20 protein-coding genes are annotated in these 22,103 nt (G+C 71.9%); 13 read left to right on the top strand and 7 right to left on the bottom strand.

Annotation, left to right across the window (positions count from 1 at the left end):
- Nucleotides 1–10: 10 nt before the first annotated feature.
- From scy to ACGF8B_RS06490, 6 genes are all read left to right on the top strand, one after another.
- Nucleotides 11–3,904: a polarized growth protein Scy gene (gene scy, locus ACGF8B_RS06515; protein WP_392735321.1), complete on the top strand. Its 3,894-nt coding sequence runs from the start codon at nucleotides 11–13 to the stop codon at nucleotides 3,902–3,904.
- A gap of 184 nt (nucleotides 3,905–4,088) precedes the next feature.
- Nucleotides 4,089–5,027, top strand: coding sequence for a cellulose-binding protein (locus ACGF8B_RS06510; protein WP_072486740.1), 939 nt, complete (start codon nucleotides 4,089–4,091; stop codon nucleotides 5,025–5,027).
- Between the two features lie 85 nt (nucleotides 5,028–5,112).
- A complete protein-coding gene (locus tag ACGF8B_RS06505) occupies nucleotides 5,113–6,114 on the top strand; it encodes an ABC transporter ATP-binding protein (protein ID WP_392735319.1) in 1,002 nt (333 codons plus the stop codon).
- 5 nt (nucleotides 6,115–6,119) lie between these two features.
- Nucleotides 6,120–6,899 (top strand): ABC transporter permease subunit, encoded by a 780-nt coding sequence (locus ACGF8B_RS06500; RefSeq protein WP_392735317.1) that lies wholly within the window; start codon nucleotides 6,120–6,122, stop codon nucleotides 6,897–6,899.
- A gap of 192 nt (nucleotides 6,900–7,091) precedes the next feature.
- Nucleotides 7,092–8,210 carry an ABC transporter ATP-binding protein gene (locus ACGF8B_RS06495; protein ID WP_392735315.1) on the top strand — a complete coding sequence of 373 codons (1,119 nt, stop codon included), beginning with the start codon at nucleotides 7,092–7,094 and terminating at the stop codon, nucleotides 8,208–8,210.
- Nucleotides 8,207–9,070, top strand: a complete 864-nt coding sequence (locus ACGF8B_RS06490) for an ABC transporter permease subunit (protein WP_392735313.1) — start codon at nucleotides 8,207–8,209, stop codon at nucleotides 9,068–9,070. The genes ACGF8B_RS06495 and ACGF8B_RS06490 overlap by 4 nt, the downstream gene beginning before the upstream one ends.
- A gap of 17 nt (nucleotides 9,071–9,087) precedes the next feature.
- Here ACGF8B_RS06490 and ACGF8B_RS06485 read toward each other — a convergent pair whose 3' ends face one another.
- Nucleotides 9,088–9,417, bottom strand: coding sequence for an ATP/GTP-binding protein (locus ACGF8B_RS06485; RefSeq protein WP_259931852.1), 330 nt, complete (start codon nucleotides 9,415–9,417; stop codon nucleotides 9,088–9,090).
- Between the two features lie 211 nt (nucleotides 9,418–9,628).
- Here ACGF8B_RS06485 and ACGF8B_RS06480 point away from each other — a divergent pair, with 211 nt between their 5' ends.
- A complete protein-coding gene (locus ACGF8B_RS06480; RefSeq protein ID WP_392735311.1) occupies nucleotides 9,629–10,672 on the top strand; it encodes an LLM class flavin-dependent oxidoreductase in 1,044 nt (347 codons plus the stop codon).
- Nucleotides 10,673–10,748: 76 nt separating this feature from the next.
- On the opposite strand, the gene ACGF8B_RS06475 is transcribed toward ACGF8B_RS06480, so the two are convergent.
- Complete coding sequence (locus ACGF8B_RS06475; RefSeq protein WP_392735309.1) at nucleotides 10,749–11,141, bottom strand: SCO5389 family protein; 393 nt, start codon at nucleotides 11,139–11,141, stop codon at nucleotides 10,749–10,751.
- Between the two features lie 270 nt (nucleotides 11,142–11,411).
- Here ACGF8B_RS06475 and nucS point away from each other — a divergent pair, with 270 nt between their 5' ends.
- Nucleotides 11,412–12,083, top strand: coding sequence for an endonuclease NucS (gene nucS, locus ACGF8B_RS06470; RefSeq protein WP_392735307.1), 672 nt, complete (start codon nucleotides 11,412–11,414; stop codon nucleotides 12,081–12,083).
- An 81-nt stretch (nucleotides 12,084–12,164) separates the two neighbouring features.
- Here the strand turns inward: nucS and ACGF8B_RS06465 are convergent, their stop codons facing one another.
- From ACGF8B_RS06465 to ACGF8B_RS06450, 4 genes are all read right to left on the bottom strand, one after another.
- On the bottom strand, nucleotides 12,165–14,645 hold the full coding sequence (locus ACGF8B_RS06465) for an ATP-binding protein (RefSeq protein WP_392735305.1): 2,481 nt from the start codon (nucleotides 14,643–14,645) through the stop codon (nucleotides 12,165–12,167).
- Between the two features lie 258 nt (nucleotides 14,646–14,903).
- Nucleotides 14,904–15,227 (bottom strand): STAS domain-containing protein, encoded by a 324-nt coding sequence (locus ACGF8B_RS06460; protein ID WP_072486732.1) that lies wholly within the window; start codon nucleotides 15,225–15,227, stop codon nucleotides 14,904–14,906.
- Nucleotides 15,228–15,463: 236 nt separating this feature from the next.
- Nucleotides 15,464–16,312, bottom strand: coding sequence for a 3-hydroxyacyl-CoA dehydrogenase family protein (locus tag ACGF8B_RS06455; RefSeq protein WP_392735302.1), 849 nt, complete (start codon nucleotides 16,310–16,312; stop codon nucleotides 15,464–15,466).
- Nucleotides 16,313–16,474: 162 nt separating this feature from the next.
- On the bottom strand, nucleotides 16,475–17,116 hold the full coding sequence (locus tag ACGF8B_RS06450) for a TetR/AcrR family transcriptional regulator (RefSeq protein ID WP_392735299.1): 642 nt from the start codon (nucleotides 17,114–17,116) through the stop codon (nucleotides 16,475–16,477).
- Nucleotides 17,117–17,198: 82 nt separating this feature from the next.
- On the opposite strand from ACGF8B_RS06450, the gene ACGF8B_RS06445 reads away from it, so the two are divergent.
- From ACGF8B_RS06445 to ACGF8B_RS06435, 3 genes are all read left to right on the top strand, one after another.
- Nucleotides 17,199–17,981: an ABC transporter ATP-binding protein gene (locus tag ACGF8B_RS06445; protein ID WP_392735297.1), complete on the top strand. Its 783-nt coding sequence runs from the start codon at nucleotides 17,199–17,201 to the stop codon at nucleotides 17,979–17,981.
- An 86-nt stretch (nucleotides 17,982–18,067) separates the two neighbouring features.
- Nucleotides 18,068–18,817, top strand: coding sequence for an ABC transporter permease (locus ACGF8B_RS06440; protein WP_392735295.1), 750 nt, complete (start codon nucleotides 18,068–18,070; stop codon nucleotides 18,815–18,817).
- 13 nt (nucleotides 18,818–18,830) lie between these two features.
- Nucleotides 18,831–19,403 (top strand): cob(I)yrinic acid a,c-diamide adenosyltransferase, encoded by a 573-nt coding sequence (locus ACGF8B_RS06435; protein ID WP_392735293.1) that lies wholly within the window; start codon nucleotides 18,831–18,833, stop codon nucleotides 19,401–19,403.
- Between the two features lie 33 nt (nucleotides 19,404–19,436).
- Here ACGF8B_RS06435 and ACGF8B_RS06430 read toward each other — a convergent pair whose 3' ends face one another.
- Nucleotides 19,437–20,042: a hypothetical protein gene (locus tag ACGF8B_RS06430; RefSeq protein ID WP_392735291.1), complete on the bottom strand. Its 606-nt coding sequence runs from the start codon at nucleotides 20,040–20,042 to the stop codon at nucleotides 19,437–19,439.
- Nucleotides 20,043–20,194: 152 nt separating this feature from the next.
- On the opposite strand from ACGF8B_RS06430, the gene ACGF8B_RS06425 reads away from it, so the two are divergent.
- Entirely contained in the window at nucleotides 20,195–21,391 is a 1,197-nt protein-coding gene (locus ACGF8B_RS06425; RefSeq protein WP_392735289.1) for a sensor histidine kinase, read from the top strand.
- The gene (locus ACGF8B_RS06420; protein WP_392735287.1) at nucleotides 21,388–22,041 is read left to right on the top strand and encodes a response regulator; all 654 of its coding nucleotides are present in this window, start codon (nucleotides 21,388–21,390) and stop codon (nucleotides 22,039–22,041) included. The genes ACGF8B_RS06425 and ACGF8B_RS06420 overlap by 4 nt, the downstream gene beginning before the upstream one ends.
- Nucleotides 22,042–22,103: the final 62 nt, after the last annotated feature.

Raw genomic sequence — 22,103 nt, 5'->3', positions numbered from 1 at the left:
GGACCGCGCAGTGCGGGGCTACGAACGCCAGGAGAGCCACCGAGCTGACGACGACCATCTCTCGCGGTTCGAAGCCGAGATGGACCGGCTGAAGACCGACCGGGAGAAGGCCGTCCAGCACGCCGAGGACCTCGGATACCAGGTCGAGGTCTTGCGCGCCAAGCTGCACGAGGCCCGGCGCAATCTCGCGACCCGTCCCGCGTACGACAGCGCGGACATCGGCTACCAGGCCGACCAGTTGCTCCGTAACGCCCAGATCCAGGCGGACCAGCTGCGGACCGACGCCGAGCGGGAGCTCCGCGACGCCCGTGCGCAGACGCAGCGGATCCTCCAGGAGCACGCCGAGCACCAGGCGCGGCTCCAGGCCGAGCTGCACAACGAGGCGGTGCAGCGGCGCCAGCGGCTCGACCAGGAGCTGGCGGAGCGCCGCCAGACCGTCGAGTCCCACGTCAACGAGAACGTCGCCTGGGCCGAGCAGCTCCGGGCCCGGACGGAGTCCCAGGCCCGACGGCTGCTGGAGGAGTCCCGGGCCGAGGCCGAGCAGTCCCTGTCCGCCGCGCGCGCCGAGGCGGGCCGGCTGGCGGAGGAGACCCGCCGGCGGGTCACCTCCGAGGCGGACACCGCCCGGGCCGAGGCCGAGGCGATCCTGCTGCGCGCCCGCAAGGACGCCGAGCGGCTGCTGGACGCCGCCGCCGGCCAGGCCCAGGAGGCCACCAGCCACGCCGAGCAGCTGCGTACGTCGACGTCGGCCGAGACCGAGCAGGCCCGGCAGCAGACCGCCGAGCTGAACCGGGCCGCCGAGCAGCGCATGCAGGAGGCCGAGACCCAGCTGCGCGAGGCCCGGCTGGCGGCCGAGAAGGTCACCGGCGAGGCCAAGGAGGCCGCGGTCAAGCGGCTGGCCGCCGCCGAGTCGCAGAACGAGCAGCGCACCCGGACCGCGAAGTCGGAGATCGCCCGGCTGGTCGGCGAGGCCACCAAGGACGCCGAGACGCTCAAGGCGGAGGCCGAGCAGGCGCTCGCCGACGCCCGCGCCGAGGCGGACCGGCTGAAGTCCGAGGCGTCCGAGAAGGCCCGCACGGCCGCCGCCGAGGACACCGCGGCCCAGCTCGCCAAGGCCGCCAGGAGCGCCGAGGAGGTGCTGACCAAGGCGTCCGAGGACGCCAGGTCCACCACCCGGGCGGCGAGCGAGGAGGCCGACCGGATCCGCCGCGAGGCGGAGGCCGAGGCGGACCGGCTGCGCGGCGAGGCCGCCGAGCAGGCCGACCAGCTCAAGGGCGCGGCCAAGGACGACACCAAGGAGTACCGGGCCAAGACGGTCGAGCTCCAGGAGGAGGCCCGCAGGCTGCGGGGCGAGGCCGAGCAGCTGCGCTCCGAGGCGGTCGCCGAGGGCGAGCGGATCCGCGGCGAGGCCCGCCGCGAGGCGGTCCAGCAGATCGAGGAGGGCGCGAAGACCGCCGAGGAGCTGCTGGCCAAGGCGAAGGCCGACGCGGAGGAACTGCGGTCCACCGCGGGCACCGAGAGCGAGCGGGTCCGCGGCGAGGCGGCCGAGCGGGCCGGCGCGCTGCGCAAGCAGGCAGAGGAGGCCCTGGAGCGGGCCCGCGCCGAGGCCGAGCAGCTGCGTACCGAGTCCGAGGAGCAGGCGTCCTCGACCACCACCGCGGCCGAGCAGGCCGCGGCGGAGCTGCGCGAGGAGACCGACCGCGCGGTCGCGGCCCGGCAGGCGGAGGCGGCCGAGGAGCTGACCCGGCTGCACACCGAGGCCGAGACCCGGGTCGCCGACGCCGAACAGGCGCTGGGCGACGCGCGCGCCGGGGCGGAGAGCCTGCGGCGCGAGACGAACGAGGAGTCCGAGCGGCTGCGCGCGGAGGCCGCCGAGCGGATCCGGGCGCTGCGGGAGCAGGCGGAGACCGAGGCGGAGCGGCTGCGCGACGAGGCCGCGGCGGACGCGTCACAGGCCCGTGCGGAGGGCGAGTCCGTCGCCGTGCGGCTGCGGTCCGAGGCCGCCGCCGAGGCGGAGCGGCTCAAGTCCGAGGCGCAGGAGAGCGCCGACCGGGTGCGGTCCGAGGCCGCCGCCGCCGCGGAGCGGGTCGGCACGGAGGCCGCCGAGGCGCTGGCCGCCGCCCAGGAGGAGGCGAACCGGCGCCGTCGGGAGGCCGAGGAGACCCTCGCCTCGGCACGCGCCGAGGCGAACCAGGAGCGGGAGCGGGCCCGCGAGCAGAGCGAGGAGCTGCTCGCCTCCGCCCGCAAGCGGGTCGAGCAGGCGCAGGCCGAGGCCCAGCGGCTGGTCGAGGAGGCGGACAGCCGGGCGACCGAGCTGGTCTCCGCGGCCGAGCAGACCGCCCAGCAGGTGCGGGATTCGGTCAGCGGGCTGCAGGAGCAGGCCGAGGCGGAGATCGCCGGGCTGCGCTCGACCGCCGAGCACGTCGCGGAGCGGACGAAGTCCGAGGCGCAGGAGGAGGCGGACCGGGTCCGCACCGACGCGCACGCCGAGCGGGAGCGGGCCGGCGAGGACGCGTCCCGGATCCGCCGGGAGGCGCAGGAGGAGTCCGAGGCCGCGAAGGCGATGGCCGAGCGGACCGTCGCGGACGCCATCGCCGAGTCGGAGCGGCTGCGGGCGGACACCGCCGAGTACAGCCAGCGGATGCGCACCGAGGCCTCCGACGCGCTGGCCTCGGCCGAGCAGGACGCCTCACGCAGCCGCGCGGAGGCCCGCGAGGACGCCAACCGGATGCGTTCCGACGCCGCGACCCAGGCCGACCGGCTGGTGGGCGAGGCGACGAGCGAGGCCGAGCGGATCGGTACGGAGTCGACGCAGCGGGCCACCGGGCTGGTGGAAGAGGCGACGCAGCGGGCCACCGGGCTGGTGGAAGAGGCGACGCAGCGGGCCACCGCACTGGTCGACGACGCGACGCAGCAGGCTGCCCGGCTGGCCGACGAGGCCGCGGGCGAGGCCGAGCGGCTCCGGGCGGAGGCGGCGGCCACCGTCGGCTCGGCGCAGGAGCACGCGGCCCGCACCCGCGAGGAGTCCGAACGGCTGCGCGCCGAGGCGGAGTCGGCGGCCGAGCAGATGCGCACGGAGGCCCGCCAGGAGGCGGACCGGTTGCTCGACGAGGCCCGGGAGGCCGCGGCGAAGCGCCGGACCGATGCCGCGGAGCAGGCCGATCAGCTCGTCAACAAGGCCCAGGAGGAGGCGCTGCGCGCCGCCACCGAGGCCGAGAAGCAGGCCGACACGATGGTCGGCGCGGCCCGCAAGGAGGCCGTGCGGATCACCTCGGAGGCGACGGTCGAGGGCAACTCCCTGGTGGAGCGGGCCCGTACGGACGCGGACGAACTGCTGGTCGGCGCGCGCCGGGACGCCACGGCGATCCGGGAGCGGGCCGAGGAGCTGCGGGCCCGGATCGAGGGCGAGATCGAGGAACTGCACGACCGCGCCCGGCGGGAGACGTCCGAGCAGATGAAGACGGCGGGCGAACGCGTCGACAACCTGATGAAGGCGGCGACGGAGCAGCGCGACGAGGCGGCGGCCAAGGCCAAGGAGCTGCTGGCGGACGCCAATTCGGAAGCGAGCAAGGTCCGGATCGCCGCGGTGAAGCGGGCCGAGTCGCTGCTGAAGGAGGCCGAGCAGAAGAAGGCCACGCTGGTCCGCGAGGCCGAGAAGCTGCGCGCCGACGCCGAGGTCGAGGCGAAGCGTACGGTCGACGACGGCAAGCGCGAGCTCGATCTGCTGGTGCGCCGGCGCGAGGACATCAACACCGAGATCTCGCGTGTCCAGGACGTGTTGGAGGCGTTGGAGTCCTTCGAGACGCCCGGCGGCGGCGGCAAGGGCTCGGGCGGTTCCGCCGGCGGCGTCAAGGCAGGCGCCTCGGCAGGCACTCGATCGAGTGGCAAGTCGTCCGAGGGGTAGTCGTCTTGCCATTTCCCATGCTCTGTCAGGAACGTTCAACCCTCCGAGTGGCAAGGGTTGCGGGGCTCAGCCACTCAAAAGGGGTGTCATTCTCCAGATCAAACGGGCATCCGCTCGATGACACGCCGTCCCGGCCCCTAGGATTCCCTCTAACACCTCACCGGTCTCATTCGACAGGAACCCCATGAGCGACCCTTCCTCCCCCTTCGGCTTCGAGCTCGTGCGACGTGGATACGACCGCGGTCAGGTGGATGACCGCATTACCAAGCTCGTCGCCGACCGTGATAGTGCTCTCACCCGCATCACGTCTCTGGAAAAGCGCATCGAGGAGCTCCACCTCGAAACGCAGAACGCCCAGGCCCAGGTGAACGACGCGGAGCCGTCGTACGCCGGACTCGGTGCCCGCGTGGAGAAGATCCTGCGGCTGGCCGAGGAGGAGGCGAAGGACCTGCGCGAGGAGGCCCGTCGCGCCGCCGAGCAGCACCGCGAGCTCGCCGAGTCGGCCGCCCAGCAGGTGCGCAACGACGCCGAGACGTTCGCCGCCGAGCGCAAGGCGAAGGCCGAGGACGAGGGCGTCCGGATCGTCGAGAAGGCCAAGGGTGAGGCCGGCTCGCTGCGTACGGAGGCCCAGAAGGACGCCGCGCAGAAGCGCGAGGAGGCGGATGCCCTCTTCGAGGAGACCCGCGCCAAGGCCGCCCAGGCCGCCGCGGACTTCGAGACCAACCTGGCCAAGCGCCGCGACCAGTCGGAGCGCGACCTCGCGTCCCGTCAGGCCAAGGCCGAGAAGCGTCTCGCCGAGATCGAGCACCGCGCCGAGCAGCTCCGCCTGGAGGCCGAGAAGCTCCGTACGGACGCCGAGCGCCGGGCCCGTCAGACGGTGGAGACCGCGCAGCGCCAGTCCGAGGACATCGTGGCCGACGCGAACGCCAAGGCCGACCGGATCCGCAGCGAATCGGAGCGCGAGCTGGCGGCGCTCACCAACCGCCGCGACTCGATCAACGCCCAGCTGACCAACGTCCGCGAGATGCTGGCCACGCTGACCGGTGCCGCGGTCGCCGCAGCCGGCACCCCCGCCGACGACGAGCCGGTCACCCGTGGTGTTCCGGCTCAGCAGGGCCGCTGACCCCGAGTACGTCAGCTGTACCCCTTGCGCGCCCGGTTCCGCCCTTGTGGTGGCGCCGGGCGCGCGGCCGTTCTAGCGTGAACGCATGATCGAGCTCGATGGCCTCACCAAGCGCTTCGGCAACAAGGTTGCCGTCGACCGGCTCTCCTTCCGGGTCAGACCCGGAATGGTGACGGGTTTTCTGGGGCCCAACGGGGCGGGCAAGTCCACGACGATGCGGATGATGCTCGATCTCGACAACCCGACCAGCGGTTCGGTGCGCATCGACGGCAAGCACTACCGCGAGCTGGAAGAGCCGCTGAAGTACATCGGGGCGCTGCTGGACGCCAAGTCGATGCACGGCGGACGCAGCGCGTACAACAATCTGCTCTGTCTCGCGCAGAGCAACCGCGTCCCGGAGAGCCGGGTCGCCGAGGTGCTGGACACCGTCGGGCTGACCGCGGTGGCGAAGAAGAAGTCCAAGGGCTTCTCGCTCGGCATGGGCCAGCGGCTCGGCATCGCGGCGGCGCTGCTCGGCGACCCGCAGGTGCTGCTCTTCGACGAACCGGTCAACGGCCTGGACCCCGAGGGCATCCACTGGATCCGCAATCTGATGAAGACGCTCGCCTCGGAAGGCCGGACGATCTTCGTCTCCTCGCACCTGATGAGCGAGATGGCCCTCACCGCGGACCACTTGATCGTGATCGGTCAGGGCCGGCTGCTCGCCGACACGTCGATGGCCGATTTCATCCACCAGAACTCCCGCAGCTACGTACGGCTGCGCTCGCCGCAGCAGGAGCGGCTGCGCGACGTGCTGCACGAGGCGGGGCTGATCGTGGTCGAGACCGGGGGCGGCACGCTGGAGATCGACGGCGCGACGACCGAGGCGCTGGGCGAGCTCGCCGCGCAGCACCAGATCGTGCTGCACGAGCTGAGTGCCCAGCGGGCCTCCCTGGAGGAAGCGTTCATGCAGATGACGGCGGACTCCGTGGAGTACCACGCGCACTCGGACCATGCCCCGGCGCCACCGCCGGCGGGTCCGCAGTGGGGCGACCAGTGGAACCAGCAGTCCGGTGGCCCCGCCGCCGGCAGTGGCAAGGGGGTGTGACGACGATGGCATCGGTACCCGCGGTCCTGACCTCCGAGTGGACCAAGATCCGTACGGTCTCCTCGACCGTCTGGACGCTGATCTCCGCGTTCGTCGTCACCGTCGCGATGAGTGCGGCGCTCTGCGCCCTGATGAACTCCCAGTTCGACGACCTCCCGGTGGCGCAGCGGGCCACCTTCGACCCGACCCTGATCAGCTTCTCCGGCATGGTCCTCGGTCAGCTGGCCATGGTCGTCTTCGGCGTGCTGGTGGTCGGTACGGAGTACAGCTCCGGGATGATCCGCACCTCGCTGGCGGCGGTGCCCCAGCGTGGTTCGTTCCTGTTCAGCAAGGTCGCGGTGGCCGGGGTGCTGGCCCTGGTGGTCGGCCTCGCGACCAGCTTCGTCTCGTTCTTCCTCGGGCAGGCCCTGCTCGGCGACCACCACACGGACATCGGCGCGGACAACGTGCTGCGCGCGGTCGTGGGCGGCGGCCTCTACATGGGGCTGATCGGGATCTTCTCGATGGGCGTGGCGACGATGCTGCGCAGCTCCATGCTGTCGCTCGGCATCCTGATGCCGTTCTTCTTCCTGGTCTCCCAGATCCTGTCGGCGGTGCCGGGGGCGAAGAAGGTCGCGCGATACTTCCCGGACCAGGCCGGTTCCAAGATCATGCAGGTGGTCCCCGACGCGATGAACAGCAATCCGGCCCCGTACGGGCCGTGGGGAGGGCTCGGGATCCTGGTCGCCTGGGTGGCTGCCGCGCTGATCGGCGGCTATGTCGTACTGAAGAAACGCGACGCCTGACCGCTCGCCGGGCAGCACCGCGCGCCGTTCCGAGCAGCCCGGAAGCCTCGCCTCCGCTCCGCCCCGAAGCGACGCACGGCACAACGGCTTGGCCGGAACCGTCAATGCCTGGATATCCTCCTAACTCTTACGGGGGCGTGCGGCCACATGGCCTGGGCCCCGACGACAGATGTGAGTCGATGGGGCTGGAGCATGATCGAGGCAGTCGGCCTGACCAAGCGCTACGGCGCGAAGACGGCCGTGCACAACCTTTCCTTCCAGGTGCGGCCGGGTGCCGTCACCGGATTCCTGGGTCCCAACGGGTCGGGCAAGTCCACCACCATGCGCATGATCCTGGGCCTGGACCAGCCGACCTCCGGCCATGTGACGATCGGCGGCCACCCCTTCCGCAGCCTGCCGAACGCACCGCGTCAGGTGGGCGCGCTGCTGGACGCGAAGGCGGTGCACGGCGGGCGCAGCGCCCGTAACCACCTCCTCTCACTGGCCCAGCTCGCCGGCATCCCGGCCGCCCGGGTCGACGAGGTGCTCGGCGTCGTCGGCCTCCAGGACGTCGCTCGCAAGCGGTCCAAGGGCTTCTCGCTCGGCATGGGGCAGCGGCTCGGCATCGCGTCGGCGCTGCTCGGCGACCCGCAGGTGCTGCTCTTCGACGAACCGGTCAACGGCCTGGACCCCGAGGGCATCCTCTGGGTCCGCAATCTGATGAAGATGCTGGCGTCCGAGGGGCGTACGGTCTTCGTCTCCAGCCACCTGATGAGCGAGATGGCGCTCACCGCCGACCACCTGATCGTGATCGGCCGGGGCCAGCTGCTCTCCGACATGAGCGTCAAGGACTTCATCTCGGCCAACTCGGCCGACTTCGCCCGGGTGCGGGTCGCGGACGGTCCCGCGGAGCGGCGCGAGAAGCTGATCGCCTCGCTCACCGAGGCCGGCGGACAGGTCATGTCCGAGCCGGGCGGGGCGCTGCGGATCACCGGGCTGCCGCTGCCGCGGATCAGCGACGTGGCGCACGAGGCGGACGTCCGGCTGTGGGAGCTCTCGCCGCACCAGGCCTCGCTGGAGGAGGCGTACATGCGGATGACCCAGGGCGTCGTGGACTACCGCTCGACGGCGGACCAGAAGGCGGGGCTGCAGCAGCCGTCGCCCGACGCGTACGCGCAGCACGGGTACGCGCAGCAGCCGCCGGAGACGCCTCAGCAGAACTGGTACGCCCCGCCGCCGCCCGGACAGAACCCGTACGCGGGCCCCCCGGCCGAGCCGGCCCCCGCCGCCCCGGACCTGACCAAGCGCGAATCCAGCGAGGACGCCCGATGACAACGCCGCCGACCCCGCAGGCGCCGCAGCAGCAGGCCCCGCAGCAGAGCCCGCCGGCCGCACCGGCCGGTCCGTACACCTCGCCGATCCCGATGCGCCGGGCCACCCTCGGCGACGCGATCGCCTCCGAGTGGACCAAGATCCGCTCGGTGCGCTCCACGATGTGGACGCTCGGCGTGATGATCGTGCTGCTGCTCGGCATCGGGCTGCTCGCCGCGGTCGCCGTCAGGGCCTCCGGGTCCGGTCTCGACTCGACGCCGGTGCTCAGCTTCGGATTCTTCGGGGTGCTGCTGGGCTCGATCTGCGTGATCACGCTCGGTGTGATGACCATCGCGTCGGAGTACGGCACGGGCATGATCCGTACGACGCTGACCGCCTGCCCCAGCCGGGCCCGGGTGCTGAGCGCGAAGGCGATCGTCTTCTTCCTGCTCACCTTCGTGATCACGACCGTGACGACCGCGCTGGTCGCGGTGTTGCAGACGGCGATCATCGGCGGCGCGACGCCCTCCGGCGGCGACTGGCTGCGCGCGACGGTCGGTGTCGGCCTCTACACCGCGGCGCTGGGGCTGCTCTCGCTCGCGGTCGGCGCACTCATCCGGCACTCCGCCGGCGCGATCACGATCATGATCGGTGTGGTGCTGCTGCCGCTGGTACTGGCCATGTTCATGTTCGCGGAGTCGCTCTCCGACCTGCGGATGAAGCTCTTCGAGTACTCGATCCCCAACCAGCTCAGCGCGTTCTACTCCACCTCGGTCGCCGAGTCGGGACCGTCGGGCTGGGACCCGCTGTGGATCATGCTCGGCGTCGCGGCCGTGGCGCTGCTCGGGGCGTTCGCCGCTCTGGACCGCCGGGACGTCTGAGACCTGTCCCGAGAGGCTCAGTAGCGAGGCGCGTTCCTGGACCGCTGCACCTGTGTGGTGCGGCGGTCCTTCGCGTTCCAGCACGCCTTGTGCCAGTGCCTGCGGTCGTCGATGCCGCCGTACTCGGACCAGGCCACCAGGTGCGGGACGCCGGACGGGATCTCCTGGTCGCAGCCGGGGCAGCGGTAGCGCTTGCCCGCCGCGCTCGCGCCGCTGACCGGGCGGACGGACCACTGCTCGCCCTGCCACTCCTCGGCCCGTCCCCCGCCACCGTAACGGCCCCCCGGCTCCGCTGTGCTGTCGTGGGGACTCTCGCCGCCTCGGGGGCGGTTGCGGCGCGGGGACACGTGACACCTCACGGGGCAGGCTGGGCAGTTCCCGTCCAGCGTAGGGCCATTTGGCCGACGCGGGCGTCCGGCGCCGCGCGGGCCGGTGTCCCGGGAGGGATGAGTTACCGGAAAATCGCAACAACCTGCCACTGGACCGTGCCTTTGGCACGTGTCAGACGTTGTTGCTCAATAGGGGAGAGCCGCGTCGGCCGCAAGGAGGCAATTGGCCATGCGTGTGGGAACGTTCGTACTGGCAGCCCAGTTTCCGGGGCAGGGGCCGGGGGAGGCGCTGCACCGCGCGATCCGGTCCACCGAGGTCGCGGAGGAATCCGGCCTCGACTCGGTCTGGCTGGCAGAGCATCATTTCGTGCCGTACGGGGTCTGCCCGTCCGCCGTCACACTGGCCGCGCTGCTGCTCGGCCGCACCCGCAGGATCCGGGTGGGCACGGCGGTGAGCGTGCTGCCGACCCAGCATCCGGTGGCGCTCGGCGAACAGGCCGCGCTGCTCCATCTCACCAGCGGCGGCCGGTTCACGCTCGGCGTCGGCAGGGGCGGCCCATGGGTGGATCTGGAGGTGTTCGGCGGAGGCCTTGAGGCGTACGAGAAGGGCTTCCCGGAATCGCTGGAGCTGCTGCTCGACTGGCTGGCCGAACCACGGGTGGCCGGGCGCGGCGAGCGGTACGGCTTCCGCGAGGTCGCCGTGGTCCCCCGGGCCGACGAACTGCTCGCGCGGGACGGCGGCGAGAGCCCCGGCGGCCCCGAGGTGGTCGTCGCGTGCACCTCCCCGAAGACGGTGAGGCTCGCCGCGGAGAACGGCCTGCCGATGCTGCTCGGGATGCACTGCGGGGACCAGGAGAAGGCCGACATGGTCGCTCTGTGGCGCTCCACCGCACTCGCCGCCGGCCGCTCGCCCGAGAGCGTCCGCGAGGCCGGGCACGTGTCCGCCGGGGTGGCCCAGATCGCCGACCGGCCCGAGGAGGCGACGGAGACGCTCGTCAAGACGATGCCGGGCTGGCTGCGACAGGGGCTGGACGCCCATGTGACGATCGACGGCCGGCACCGGGTGATGCGCGATCCGGTCGCGTACACGGAGCTGCTCTGCGGTATTCATCCGGTGGGCCCGCCCCGGCTCGCCGCCGACCGGCTCGCCGCCACCGCCGAGCGGACGGGCATCACCCGCTTCGCGCTCCTGGTGGAGGGTTCGGGTGACCTGGCGGCCACCGAGGAGAACGTGACGCGGCTGGGCACCGAGGTGCTCCCCCTGCTCACCTGACCGGCAGGAGGAAGGTACGGGGGCTGCCGCTCCGGAACCAATTGCGCCGATCGCGGTCCGGAACGGCAGCAAGCGTTTAGCAGTCCCGTAGTTCGGGCGACTGGTTGAGCAGCTGGCCCCTCACCGAGGTGAAGCGGGCCAGACGCTCGTCGACCGACGGGTCCAGCGGGAACACCGCGACGCGGTGGCAGTTCTGAAATGCCAGACGCACCCCGAAGTGCCGCTGCAGTGCGCCGCGGATCGCATCACTCGCGAGCGCGCGCAGCAGCTGACCACGTGCCTGCTCGTCCGGCGGGGGCGTCTGGTTGTCGGCGAACTGTCCGCCGTCGACCTTCAGCTGAGCCACCAGAGAGCTGATCATCTCCCATGCGTAGGGCAGGGAGGTCCGGACGCAGTCGACGAAGTCGGCTTCGTCGACCTCGCCTCGCTCGGCCTGTTCCAACAGCGCCGGTGAGACGTCGAGCGACATGGGTTCTCCTCTCGCGACCCCGACGCCGGGCCGGGGCCTTACGGGCAGGGAAGGAGGACGGCGACGCAGCGTACACAGACGGCGACCTCCTGCTTCCACGGTAAGGGTGCGGTCCGGGCCGCACCAGGAGATTGGGAACACAACCGGCCAATAACGAAGGGGCGCAAAGAGGGGCAAGCCCCGACTGCGCCCCTTGTGCACGAGCAGGGTGACGGGAGTGGCAGGGGGAGAATCGCGTGGAACACCCCTCGTCGAGTAGCGTTGCCGACCATGCGTCTCGTCATCGCCCGCTGCTCCGTGGACTACGCCGGCCGGCTCACGGCCCACCTGCCCTCCGCTCCCCGTCTGATCCTGGTGAAGGCGGACGGGAGTGTGTCGATCCACGCCGACGACAGGGCGTACAAACCCCTCAACTGGATGTCACCGCCCTGCACGCTGAAGGAGGGCGCCGGCGACACCGCGGATGTCTGGACCGTGGTGAACAAAGCGGGCGAGAAACTGATCATCACGATGGAGGAAATCCTCCACGACTCGTCCCACGAGCTCGGGGTCGACCCGGGTCTCATCAAGGACGGCGTCGAGGCACACCTCCAGGAGCTGCTCGCCGACCGCATCGAGATCCTCGGCGAGGGCTACACCCTGATCCGCCGTGAGTACTTCACCGCCATCGGACCGGTCGACATCCTGTGCCGGGACGCCGACGGCGGGACCGTCGCGGTGGAGCTGAAGCGGCGTGGCGACATCGACGGCGTGGAGCAGCTGACCCGCTATCTGGAACTGCTCAACCGCGATCCGCACCTCGCCCCGGTGAAGGGCGTCTTCGCGGCCCAGGAGATCAAGCCGCAGGCACGGGTGCTGGCGACGGACCGCGGCATCGGCTGTGTCGTTCTCGACTACGACGCGATGCGCGGCATCGAGGACGACAAGCTCCGGCTGTTCTGACCCGCCCGCTCCCCCGCTCCTCACCGGTTCCCGACGCCGGACGTGCGTGTCACGTCCGGCGTTCGTCCGTTCAGGGGCGGCTCAGGCGACGGCCGGGCCGCTGTCCGCGCTCGCCGCCGACGAGGACGAGGACGAGGGTCCGTTCGCCGAGTCGGAGGTGTCGGGCGAGGACGGCTCGGGCTCGGTGGCCGTGTCCGTGGGGCTGGGGGATTCGGTCTCCGTCGGAGTGTCGGTCGGGGACGGGGACTTGGTCGGCCTGGTCGACTTCGTCGGGGTGGGCGACTTCGTCGGCCCGTGCGACGACGGCCTGCCGCTGGACGAGGTGTCCGGCGAGGACGGGGTGTCGCCCGGTCCCGTCGGGTCCGCGGACGGCGTGCCGCTGCCGCTCGGCGTGATCTCGCTGCTCGACGGGCCGGGCGTCGCCGAGCCACTGCCGGATGCCGGGCCGGCCGGTGTCGCACCGTCGGCCGGGCTGTCGGCCGGGGTCTCGTCCTCGCTGTCCTGCGGGCCCTGCGACTGCTCGGTGGTGACGTCCTGGTTGCCCTGGACGTCGTCGTCGCCGGAGGTCAGCCCGAGTGCGACCACCGTGCCGAGGACACCGGTCAGGAGTATGCCCGCGGCCGTCGCGACCAGATTGCGCCGGGCCCCGGCGAGCACCGAGAAGCGCCCGCCCCTGGCGTTCCGGCCGGGCGCCGGGGCGCTCTGCCGCGAGATCACCGCGGTGGCGTCCTGGTACGGCCTCGAAAGAGTCTGCGTCACGGACGGCTGCACGCCGACGATCGGCGTCGTCTGCTCCTCGGCGCGCGGGACGGGCAGTTCGTCCCCGGGCGGGGTGAGGACGACGGGCAGCGGGCCGCCGGCACGGTCCGCGACCAGGGCGAGCGCGCGACGCCCGGCCACCGCACCGGACTTGTCGGCGAGCGCACCGCGCATGCCGATCGAGGTCTCCAGCTCGGCCCTGGCCCGGTCCGGATTGCCGGCCAGGAGCGCGAGCACGCCCAACTCGTGGTGGAAGTAAGCCTCTTCGGCGACCTCACCGGCGATCCTGGCCGCCTCCTGGCCGATCCGCAGCGCCTTCTCCCAGGCCCCCCAGTGCAGGCCCGCCGCGAAGGCCGGGGTGGCGCTGCGGGCCAGCAGCACGGCCACGCTGGTCTGCCCCGCCCCGTCGCCGGGCACCAGCTGTGCCATCGCCGCGACGACGGCGTCGCCCTCGGCCGCCACCCGCTCGGGGGTGACCGAGGGGTGCCCTGCCCACCAGGCGTAGTGCTGGGCGGCGGTGCGGGCCCGCTCGGTGGCGTCCTCGCCGTATCCGGCGGCCTCCAGCTGGGTGACGACTCCGGCGGCGAGCCGGTAGCGGGCACCGGCCGGGGAGAGCAGCCCGCAGCCGGCCAGCTCGCCGAGCGCGGCGTCCGCGTGGGTGTCCCCGATGAGCGCCGGCAGATGGGCCTGGTGCGGCACCTCGCCGCCGAGGGCCACCGCGAAGCGCAGGGTGTCGCGGGCGGCCCCGCTCAGCCGGGAGGCGAGCAGCGGGGCGGGGGCCGCGCCCTCTCCGAGGCTGGGCAGCGGTATGTGGACGCCGTCGACGGCCTGGTCGTGCCCGAACGGGGCGTCCTCGGGCAGGTCGCCGTACTCGCCGTACGCCTCGGGGTCGGTGCGCAGCAGGTCGCGCTGGCGCAGCAGGGCGGCGGCCTGGACGAAGCGCAGCGGCAGCCCCTCGGACTCGAACCAGAGGTCTCCCGCCCAGTTCGCCTCCTCGTCGGTGAGCGGGCGCTCGACGGCCCGCTCCAGCAGCTCGACCGCCGCGCCGCGGCCGAGGCCGGCGAGGAAGACCTCTTCGAGGTGCGAGTCGGTGGTGGGCGCGGCGACATCCGGAACGGTCGCGAACAGGAAGGCGCACTCCGGGGTCGCGTCGAGCAGCTCCTCCAGCGCGGCCCCGCCGAACTCCAGGTCGTCGAGGAGCACGACGGCGCCGATGCTCCGGACCAGGTCGAGCAGCCGGGTGCGGTCGGGGCGGTGCAGCGGTGCGTCGTGGACGGCCTCGAAGAGCCCGTACAGCACCTCGGTGGCGTTGCGCTTGTAGCCGCTGAGCCGTACGACTCCGTCCGGTGCGAGGTCGGCGCAGTCGGCCGCGACGGCGTCGAGCAGTGCCGTACGGCCGGATCCGGCCGGTCCGGTGAGCCGCACCGAGCGGCCCTGGGCCAGCAGGCGCACCAGCCGTTCGCGCTCCTGTGCGCGCTCCAGGAGCGGCAGTTGGGGGGCGGGCGGGCCCGGGGGTACGGGTGGTGCGGTGGCGCGTTCGCGGTCGGCGCGCCCGGTCGCGGTGCGCCGGGCGGGCGGGCCGGGCTGCTCCCCCGGCGGGCACAACTCGACCTCGCTGCCGTCGATCGGGTTGACGGTGAGGAGGTAGTCGCCCGATATGAGCCGGACGACGCGGGCCTGCGGCGTCGGCTGACCGGGCTCCGGGGTCAGCTGGTCGCGGGCCGGCCGTCTGCGGCCCGGCCCCTCACCGAAGCCGCCGTTGTCCCGGCCGTACTCTTCCGGTCCCCGGTGTGTCGGGTCCATCGCCAAAGCCCCCAGACGCGTCGCGCACGATTGCCCCTCCGGCCTCGCACGCCCCGCTGTCGTTTCCGGTCCGGTGTCCGCCCGGTGGGATCGTCAATCGGCGGACGGCCGAACCCTAGACGGTCGCACGGTGTCCCGTCACAGTCGGGGGGTCACGCCGCCCGAAGCGCACGTTCTCGTGCGGATTGTGCGCTTTCGCCCGTGGCATGCGTCCGGGGTGCACGGGCCCGGCCCGATCCGGACGAGAGGCCCCGGGGTCTAGACGCGGGGCAGCGAGTCCGCGGCGATGCCGCCCTCGATGGCCAGGATGCGGTGCAGCCGGGTCGCCACCAGCAGGCGCTGCATCTGCGGCGGCACGCCGCGGAGCACCAGCCGCCGCCCGGCCCGGCCGGCCCGGCGGTGTGCGCCCATGATGACGCCGAGTCCGGTGGCGTCCCAGGAATCCAGCTCGGTCAGGTCGAGCACCAGGTCGCCGACGCCGTCGTCGAGGGCCGAGTGCAGGGCCGTACGGGCGTCCGCCGCGCTTCGGACGTCGAGGCGGCCCCCGACGACCAGCTCGGCGTGGTCGCCCCTGATGTGCATATGCGCTCCCCTGTCATGCTCCGTAGAAAGGTTCGTCTGTCTGTTCTGTCTCTGCCACAACTGACTGCGACAGGGACAGGGAAGTTGCCGTCTGTAAGCGAACCGATACCGAATTCACCCCGTGGAGTGACCGCGGAACTGCGGGGGTCCGCTCGGACCCATTGATTCCGGGAGACTCCCCCCGTGCCTCCGGGCCCGATCGACGGCAGATCAGGCAACCGGAGGACCGAAAACGATCAGTACGTGTAGAAGCCCTGCCCGCTCTTGCGGCCGATGTCACCTGCGTCCACCATCCGGCGCATCAGCTCCGGCGCGGCGAACTTCTCGTCCTGCGACTCGGTGTAGATGTTGCCGGTGGCGTGCAGCAGGATGTCGACGCCGGTCAGGTCCGCGGTGGCGAGCGGCCCCATGGCGTGGCCGAAGCCCAGCTTGCAGGCGATGTCGATGTCCTCGGCGGAGGCGACGCCCGACTCGTACAGCTTGGCGGCCTCGACGACCAGCGCCGAGATCAGCCGGGTGGTGACGAAGCCGGCGACGTCGCGGTTGACGACGATGCAGGTCTTGCCGACGGACTCGGCGAACTCCCGCGCGGTGGCGAGGGTTTCGTCGCTGGTCTTGTAGCCGCGGACGAGTTCGCAGAGCTGCATCATCGGGACCGGCGAGAAGAAGTGCACACCGACGACGCGCTCGGGGCGCTCGGTCACGGCCGCGATCTTGGTGATCGGGATGGCGGAGGTGTTGGAGGCGAGCACCGCGTCGTCCCGGACGATCTTGTCGAGCGCCCGGAAGATCTCGTGCTTGACCTCCAGCTTCTCGAAGACGGCCTCGACGACGACATCCGCGTCGGCGACCGCATCGAGGTCGGTGGTGGTCGTGATGCGGGCGAGCGCGGCCTCGGCGTCGGCCGCGTCCAGCTTGCCCTTGGCGACGAACCTGCCGTACGACGCCTCGATGCCGTCACGGCCACGGGCCAGGGCCTCGTCGGTGACATCACGCAGCACCACGTCCCAGCCCGCCTGGGCGGAGACCTGCGCGATGCCGGACCCCATGAGTCCGGCTCCGATGACGGCGAGCTTCCTGGCCACGTCTGCACCCCTTGGTTTCTGTTCGCCTCTGCAGCTGGTCCCTGCACGGCCCTCAACGGTTTTTCACATGCTCTCCGGCGGAGATTAGTACCCGTGAGGGGCGCTGGGGCCGTGAAGAGATGCGCGTCACGTCTCACATGACGGACATCACACCGGCACCCCTCATTCAGCGGCGCGCCGGGCGTAGTTGAGGACCTTTTCGCCGAGCAGCTCCTCCATGTCGTCGAGCAGGACGAGCGCGTCCCTGGAGACCTCGCCCGCCCTGCGGCCGGCCACCATCTCGCCGCCGATGTACGCAATGAGCGTGCTGTGCACCCAGGCGAGCTGACCGGCCACCAGAACCGGCGTCGGGTCCCCCGGCTCCGCCCCGGACTCCTCCTGGAGCGTCGCCTCCAGATGCCGAAGAACCTCCTGCTGTACGTGCCACAGGCGGGCCTTGAGGCCGTCCGCGCCCTCGATGACCCGCATGAAGCGTTCGTAACCCTCCATCAGGCCGACGGCGGGCGAGACGCCCTCGACCTGGATGCGCAGTTCGCGCAGGACGGCGTCGGCCGCGGACTCGCCCCGGTCCCGGCCCCGGACGTACCGCGAGAGACGGTCGACGATGCCCTGACTGCGGTCGAGGAAGAGGTCCTCCTTGGTCGGGAAGTAGTTGTAGACCGTGTTCACCGAGACGTCGGCGGCGCGGGCGATCTCGGCGATCGTGACCGCGTCGAAGCCCCGCTCCAGGAAGAGACCGGTGGCCACGTCCGAGAGGTGCTGCCTGGTCTGGCGCTTCTTGCGCTCCCTGAGTCCCTCAGCCATGGCCTCATCGTAGGGCTCTCCTGGGGCTCCTCAATATTTGGTGTCATTGCAATTTTTAAGTGACTCTGATTTTGTGGTCGCTATGCCAATCATCAGCACGGCCGGGCTCGCCCGGACCTTCGACACCAAGGCCGGCCCGGTGGAGGCCGTACGTTCCATCGACATGACGGTCGCGGCCGGCGAGATCGTCGGCCTCCTCGGCCCCAACGGGGCGGGCAAGACCACCACCCTGCGCATGCTCACCACGCTGCTCGCCCCCACCGGCGGCGCGGCCACCGTCGCCGGTCACGATCTGCTCGCCGATCCCGTCGGCGTACGGAAGAAGTGCGGGTACGTGGCCCAGTCGGGCGGTGTCGACCCTCAGATCAGCGTCCGGGAGGAGCTGGTCACCCAGGGCCGGCTCTACCGGCTCGGCAAGGCGGCGGCAGCGTCCCGGGCCGCGGAACTCGCCGCCGAACTGGGCCTCTGCGAGCTGCTCGACCGGAAGACGGCGACGCTCTCCGGGGGCCAGCGGCGGCGGCTGGACATCGCGCTGGGGCTCACCCACCGCCCGGCGGTGCTCTTCCTCGACGAGCCGACCACCGGGCTCGACCCGGGCAGCCGCACCGACCTGTGGGAACTGGTGCGCCGGCTGCGGGACACGTACGGCACGTCCGTCGTGCTCACCACCCACTACCTCGACGAGGCCGACGCGCTCGCGGACCGGCTCGTCGTGGTCGACGGCGGTCTGGTCGTGGCCGAGGGCACACCGGCCGCGCTGAAGTCCCGGTACGCGGGCTCGCCCGCCGCCTCCCTCCAGGAGGCGTTCCTCGCGATCACCGGCCGCTCCCCCGCGCCGGTCGACGCCGCACCCGTCGCCGTCTAGAGGACGCGCGGCCCGGTCTCCGAACCGCCGGGCCGCGAACCGCCGGGCCGCGAATCACCGCACCGCCGAACCGCTGAAGGAATCCGATGCTTCTCCACGACACCGCGCTCGTCTTCGGGCGGTACGCCCGGCAGACCCTGCGCTCGAAGTTCCAGATCCTCTTCGGCATCCTGATGCCGCTGCTCTACCTGCTCTTCTTCGGTCCGCTGCTCACCGGGCTGCCGCTCGGTTCGGCCGGTGACTCCTGGCAGGTCCTGGTCCCCGGGCTGCTGCTCCAGCTCGGCCTCTTCGGCGCCTCGTTCGCCGGGTTCGCCATCATCATCGACAAGTCGACCGGGGTCGTGGAGCGGATGCGGGTGACCCCGGTCAGCCGGCTGGCACTGCTCCTGGGCCGGGTCCTGCGCGATGCGCTGCTCTTCATGTTCCAGGCGGCGCTGCTGGTGCTCACCGCCCTGGTCATGGGGCTGCGCGCCCCCCTGCCCGGGGTGCTGATCGGCTTCGCCTTCGTCGGACTGCTGACCGTCTCGCTGGCCTCGCTCTCGTACGCCCTGGCCATGAAGGTCGGCACCCCGCAGGAGTTCGGCCCGGTGATCAACTCGCTCACCATGCCGTCCATGCTGCTGTCCGGCCTGATGCTCCCGATGACGCTGGGCCCCGGCTGGCTGGACGTGCTCTCGCACCTCACGCCGTTCCGCTACCTCGTGGACGCGGTGCGGGACGCGTACGTGGGGTCGTACGCCACCGCGCACATGCTGTACGGGGTGCTGGTCTCGCTCGGCTTCGCGGCGGTATCCGTGACAGTCGGCACACGCGTCTTCCGGAGAGCGGGCGTCTGACTAGGCTGGCCGCATGGTCAATCTGACACGCATCTACACGCGCACCGGCGACCAGGGCACCACCGCCCTCGGCGACATGAGCCGGACCGCCAAGACCGATCTGCGGATCTCCGCCTACGCCGACGCCAACGAGGCCAATGCCGTCATCGGAACCGCGATCGCGCTCGGGCAGCTCCCCGAGGACGTCGTGAAGGTCCTCGTCCGTGTGCAGAACGACCTGTTCGACGTGGGCGCGGACCTGTCGACCCCGGTGGTCGAGGAGCCGAAGTACCCGCCGCTGCGGGTGGAGCAGAGCTACGTCGACAAGCTGGAGGCGGACTGCGACCACTTCCTGGAGCAGCTGGAGAAGCTGCGCAGCTTCATCCTGCCGGGCGGCACGCCCGGTGCGGCGCTGCTGCACCAGGCGTGCACGGTGGTCCGGCGCGCGGAGCGGTCCACCTGGGCGGCGCTGGAGGTGCACGGCGAGGTGATGAACGCGCTGACCGCGACGTACCTCAACCGGCTCTCCGACCTGCTGTTCATCCTCGCGCGGACCGCGAACAAGGAGGTCGGCGACGTGCTGTGGGTGCCGGGCGGCGAGCGGTAGCCGTCCGGGCCCGCGGACCGGGACGGGCCGGGGTCAGCTCGACGGCCCCGGCCCCGTCTTCGACTCCGCCCTCGGCTCCGCCTTCGGTTCTGTCTCCGGCTCCGTCTCCGGCCCCGTCTTCGGGAACAGCGTGTAGCTCCCCGCGATGATCACGTTGAGCCCGACCACGAACAGCATCTTCTGCTGCCAGGCCTGCAACGACGACACGTCGCCGTCCCCGCCGACGTACCAGACGGCCGCCTGGAGCAGCGCCAGGGCCGTCACCGCCGCGACCGTCCAGCGCGCCGCGACCTTCCACTCGTGCACCGCGCGCGCCATGCCGTACTTCGGCGGCTTCACCGGCGGCGGCCCGCCCGCGAAGCGGTGCGCCACCTGGGCGTCGGCCCAGCGGATCGTGGAGTGGCCGAGCCCCACCGTGAAGCCGATGTAGACCGCGGCCAGCCCGTGCTTCCAGTCGGGCTGCGCCCCGTTCTTCAGGTCGATGGCGGTCACCACCAGCAGTACGACCTCCAGCAGCGGCTCGCACAGCAGCACGGCCGCGCCCAGCCTCGGCTTCTTCGCCCAGTACCGCAGGGCGAGCCCCGCGGCCAGCAGCACCCAGAAGGCGACTTCGCAGAGCACGATCAGCGTGACGATCACGGCACTTCTCCTTCCCGTTCCCCTCCAGCCTCCCGGCCCCGGCGCCCCGGTTCGTCGTCTGCGATGACGAACCGCGACTGCATCCTTCGATGTACTCGCGCCTCGCCCCTGGTACGGACGTCCGGGCGCGGGCCGCCGTGTTGGATGGGAGGGTGCTCTCCCTTCCCCGGCCGCACCGCCACGACGTGCTCCTGGCGGTCATCGGCCTCCTCGGCGGACTCGTCCTGTGGGCGCTCGGCCTGAGCCTCCAGGGCCACCGGGCCTTCGCCGCCCCGTGGGTGTCCCTGCTGCCGCTCGCCGTCATGTCGGCGCTCGAACTGCTGCGCCGGACCGCCCCGCAGACGGCCCTGGTCATCGGCACGCTCGCACTGGTCGCGGACCAGTTCACGGTCGGGAACCTGGCGACGGTCCTGATGTTCACGGACCTCATGTACGCGGCCGTGCTGTACGGGACGCCGTCCGCCGCCCGCCGCATCCCGGTGACCACGTTCCTGATCACGATCGCGATCACCGTCGGGTTCCTGGCCTGGTTCCGCGACGCCCAGGCACTGCTCATCGGCGTCGTCACCGCGATGGTGTCGTTCCTGCCCGCCCTCACCGGCGTCAGCGTCCGCAACCACCGCGACGCCGCCGAGACGGCCCGGCTGCACGCCGAACAGACCGCGCTGCTCGCCGAGATGGACCGGGCCCAGGCGGTGACCGCCGAGCGCACCCGGATGGCCCGCGAACTCCACGACATGGTGGCCAACCACCTCTCCGCGATCGCCATCCACTCCACCGCCGCGCTCTCCATCGACGACCCGGCCACCTCCCGCGACGCCCTGGGGGTGATCCGGGAGAACAGCGTCGACGGGCTCGCCGAGATGCGCCGGCTGATCGGGCTGCTGCGCACCGGGGGCAATGCGCTGGAACCGGCGGCCTCCCCCACTCTCGCCTCGCTGGACGCGCTGATCGAGCAGACCCGTACGAACGCCGCGTCCAGCGGGCTGACCTGCACGTTCGAGGACACCCGGACCGAGGCCGGCCCACTGCCCACGCCGGTCGAGCTGGCCGCGTACCGCATCGTCCAGGAATCCCTGACGAACGCGCTCAAGCATGCCGCGCCCGGCCCGGTCACGGTGCGGATCGGGCAGGTCGGGCAGCTGCTCACGGTGGAGGTCAGCAGTGTGTTCGGGGACCGCCCGGGGCCACGCGCACCCGGCTCCGGGGCCGGTCTGGTGGGGATGCGGGAGCGGGTGGCGTTGCTGGGCGGCACGATCGAGGCCGCCCCCTCGGCCACCGGCGGCGGTACGAGGATCTGGCGGGTACGGGCCGAACTGCCCGTGGAGGAAGGGGCGTCGAGGACATGAGGATCCGGGTTGTGGTCGCCGAGGACCAGTCGGCCGTACGGGCGGGGCTGGTGCTCATTCTGCGCAGCGCCCCCGACATCGAGGTGGTGGGCGAGGCCGGGGACGGCGAGGAGGCGGTGCGGCTGGCCCGCGAGCTGCGGCCGGACCTGGTGCTGATGGACATTCAGATGCCGCGGCTGGACGGGGTGTCGGCGACCGGGCAGGTGGTGGCCGAACGGCTCGCGGACGTACTGGTGCTGACCACGTTCGACCTGGACGAGTACGTCTTCGGGGCGCTGCGGGCGGGGGCCGCCGGCTTCCTGCTGAAGAACACCGACGCCCGCGATCTGCTGGACGCCGTAAGGACGGTGGCGCGCGGCGAGGGACTGATCGCCCCGGCCGTGACGCGCCGGCTGATCGCCGAGTTCGCCGGGTCCTCTCCCGTACGGGTGGTGAACGAGCCCGACCCCTCGGTGCTCGACGCGCTCACCCGGCGGGAGCGGGAGGTTCTGGGCTGCCTCGGCGAGGGGCTGTCCAATGCCGAGATCGCGGTCCGGCTCTCCGTGGCGGAGGCGACGGTGAAGACCCATGTGAGCAGGCTGCTGGGCAAGCTGGAGCTGCGCAGCCGGGTCCAGGCGGCCGTGCTGGCACAGGAGTTGGGTATCCGGTGACCCACCGGTAGGGCATGTTCCATGGTCTGGACCTCTTGACGATTGGTCCAGACCTTCCTAAT

The sequence above is a fragment of the Streptomyces sp. NPDC047917 genome, assembly GCF_043204345.1.
GTDB lineage: Bacteria > Actinomycetota > Actinomycetes > Streptomycetales > Streptomycetaceae > Streptomyces > Streptomyces sanglieri.
This window is presented reverse-complemented; position numbering and strand designations above follow the sequence as displayed.

Excerpts from the sequence above, each read along its gene's own strand:
- ACGF8B_RS06440 (WP_392735295.1), top strand. The coding sequence starts at position 18,068 with ATGCTTCTCCACGACACCGCGCTCGTCTTCGGGCGGTACGCCCGGCAG.
- ACGF8B_RS06450 (WP_392735299.1), bottom strand. The coding sequence starts at position 17,116 with ATGGCTGAGGGACTCAGGGAGCGCAAGAAGCGCCAGACCAGGCAGCAC.
- ACGF8B_RS06420 (WP_392735287.1), top strand. The coding sequence starts at position 21,388 with ATGAGGATCCGGGTTGTGGTCGCCGAGGACCAGTCGGCCGTACGGGCG.
- ACGF8B_RS06435 (WP_392735293.1), top strand. The coding sequence starts at position 18,831 with ATGGTCAATCTGACACGCATCTACACGCGCACCGGCGACCAGGGCACC.
- ACGF8B_RS06505 (WP_392735319.1), top strand. The coding sequence starts at position 5,113 with ATGATCGAGCTCGATGGCCTCACCAAGCGCTTCGGCAACAAGGTTGCC.
- ACGF8B_RS06460 (WP_072486732.1), bottom strand. The coding sequence starts at position 15,227 with ATGCACATCAGGGGCGACCACGCCGAGCTGGTCGTCGGGGGCCGCCTC.
- ACGF8B_RS06495 (WP_392735315.1), top strand. The coding sequence starts at position 7,092 with ATGATCGAGGCAGTCGGCCTGACCAAGCGCTACGGCGCGAAGACGGCC.
- ACGF8B_RS06500 (WP_392735317.1), top strand. The coding sequence starts at position 6,120 with ATGGCATCGGTACCCGCGGTCCTGACCTCCGAGTGGACCAAGATCCGT.
- ACGF8B_RS06445 (WP_392735297.1), top strand. The coding sequence starts at position 17,199 with ATGCCAATCATCAGCACGGCCGGGCTCGCCCGGACCTTCGACACCAAG.
- ACGF8B_RS06480 (WP_392735311.1), top strand. The coding sequence starts at position 9,629 with ATGCGTGTGGGAACGTTCGTACTGGCAGCCCAGTTTCCGGGGCAGGGG.
- ACGF8B_RS06490 (WP_392735313.1), top strand. The coding sequence starts at position 8,207 with ATGACAACGCCGCCGACCCCGCAGGCGCCGCAGCAGCAGGCCCCGCAG.
- ACGF8B_RS06510 (WP_072486740.1), top strand. The coding sequence starts at position 4,089 with ATGAGCGACCCTTCCTCCCCCTTCGGCTTCGAGCTCGTGCGACGTGGA.
- nucS (WP_392735307.1), top strand. The coding sequence starts at position 11,412 with ATGCGTCTCGTCATCGCCCGCTGCTCCGTGGACTACGCCGGCCGGCTC.
- ACGF8B_RS06475 (WP_392735309.1), bottom strand. The coding sequence starts at position 11,141 with ATGTCGCTCGACGTCTCACCGGCGCTGTTGGAACAGGCCGAGCGAGGC.
- ACGF8B_RS06465 (WP_392735305.1), bottom strand. The coding sequence starts at position 14,645 with ATGGACCCGACACACCGGGGACCGGAAGAGTACGGCCGGGACAACGGC.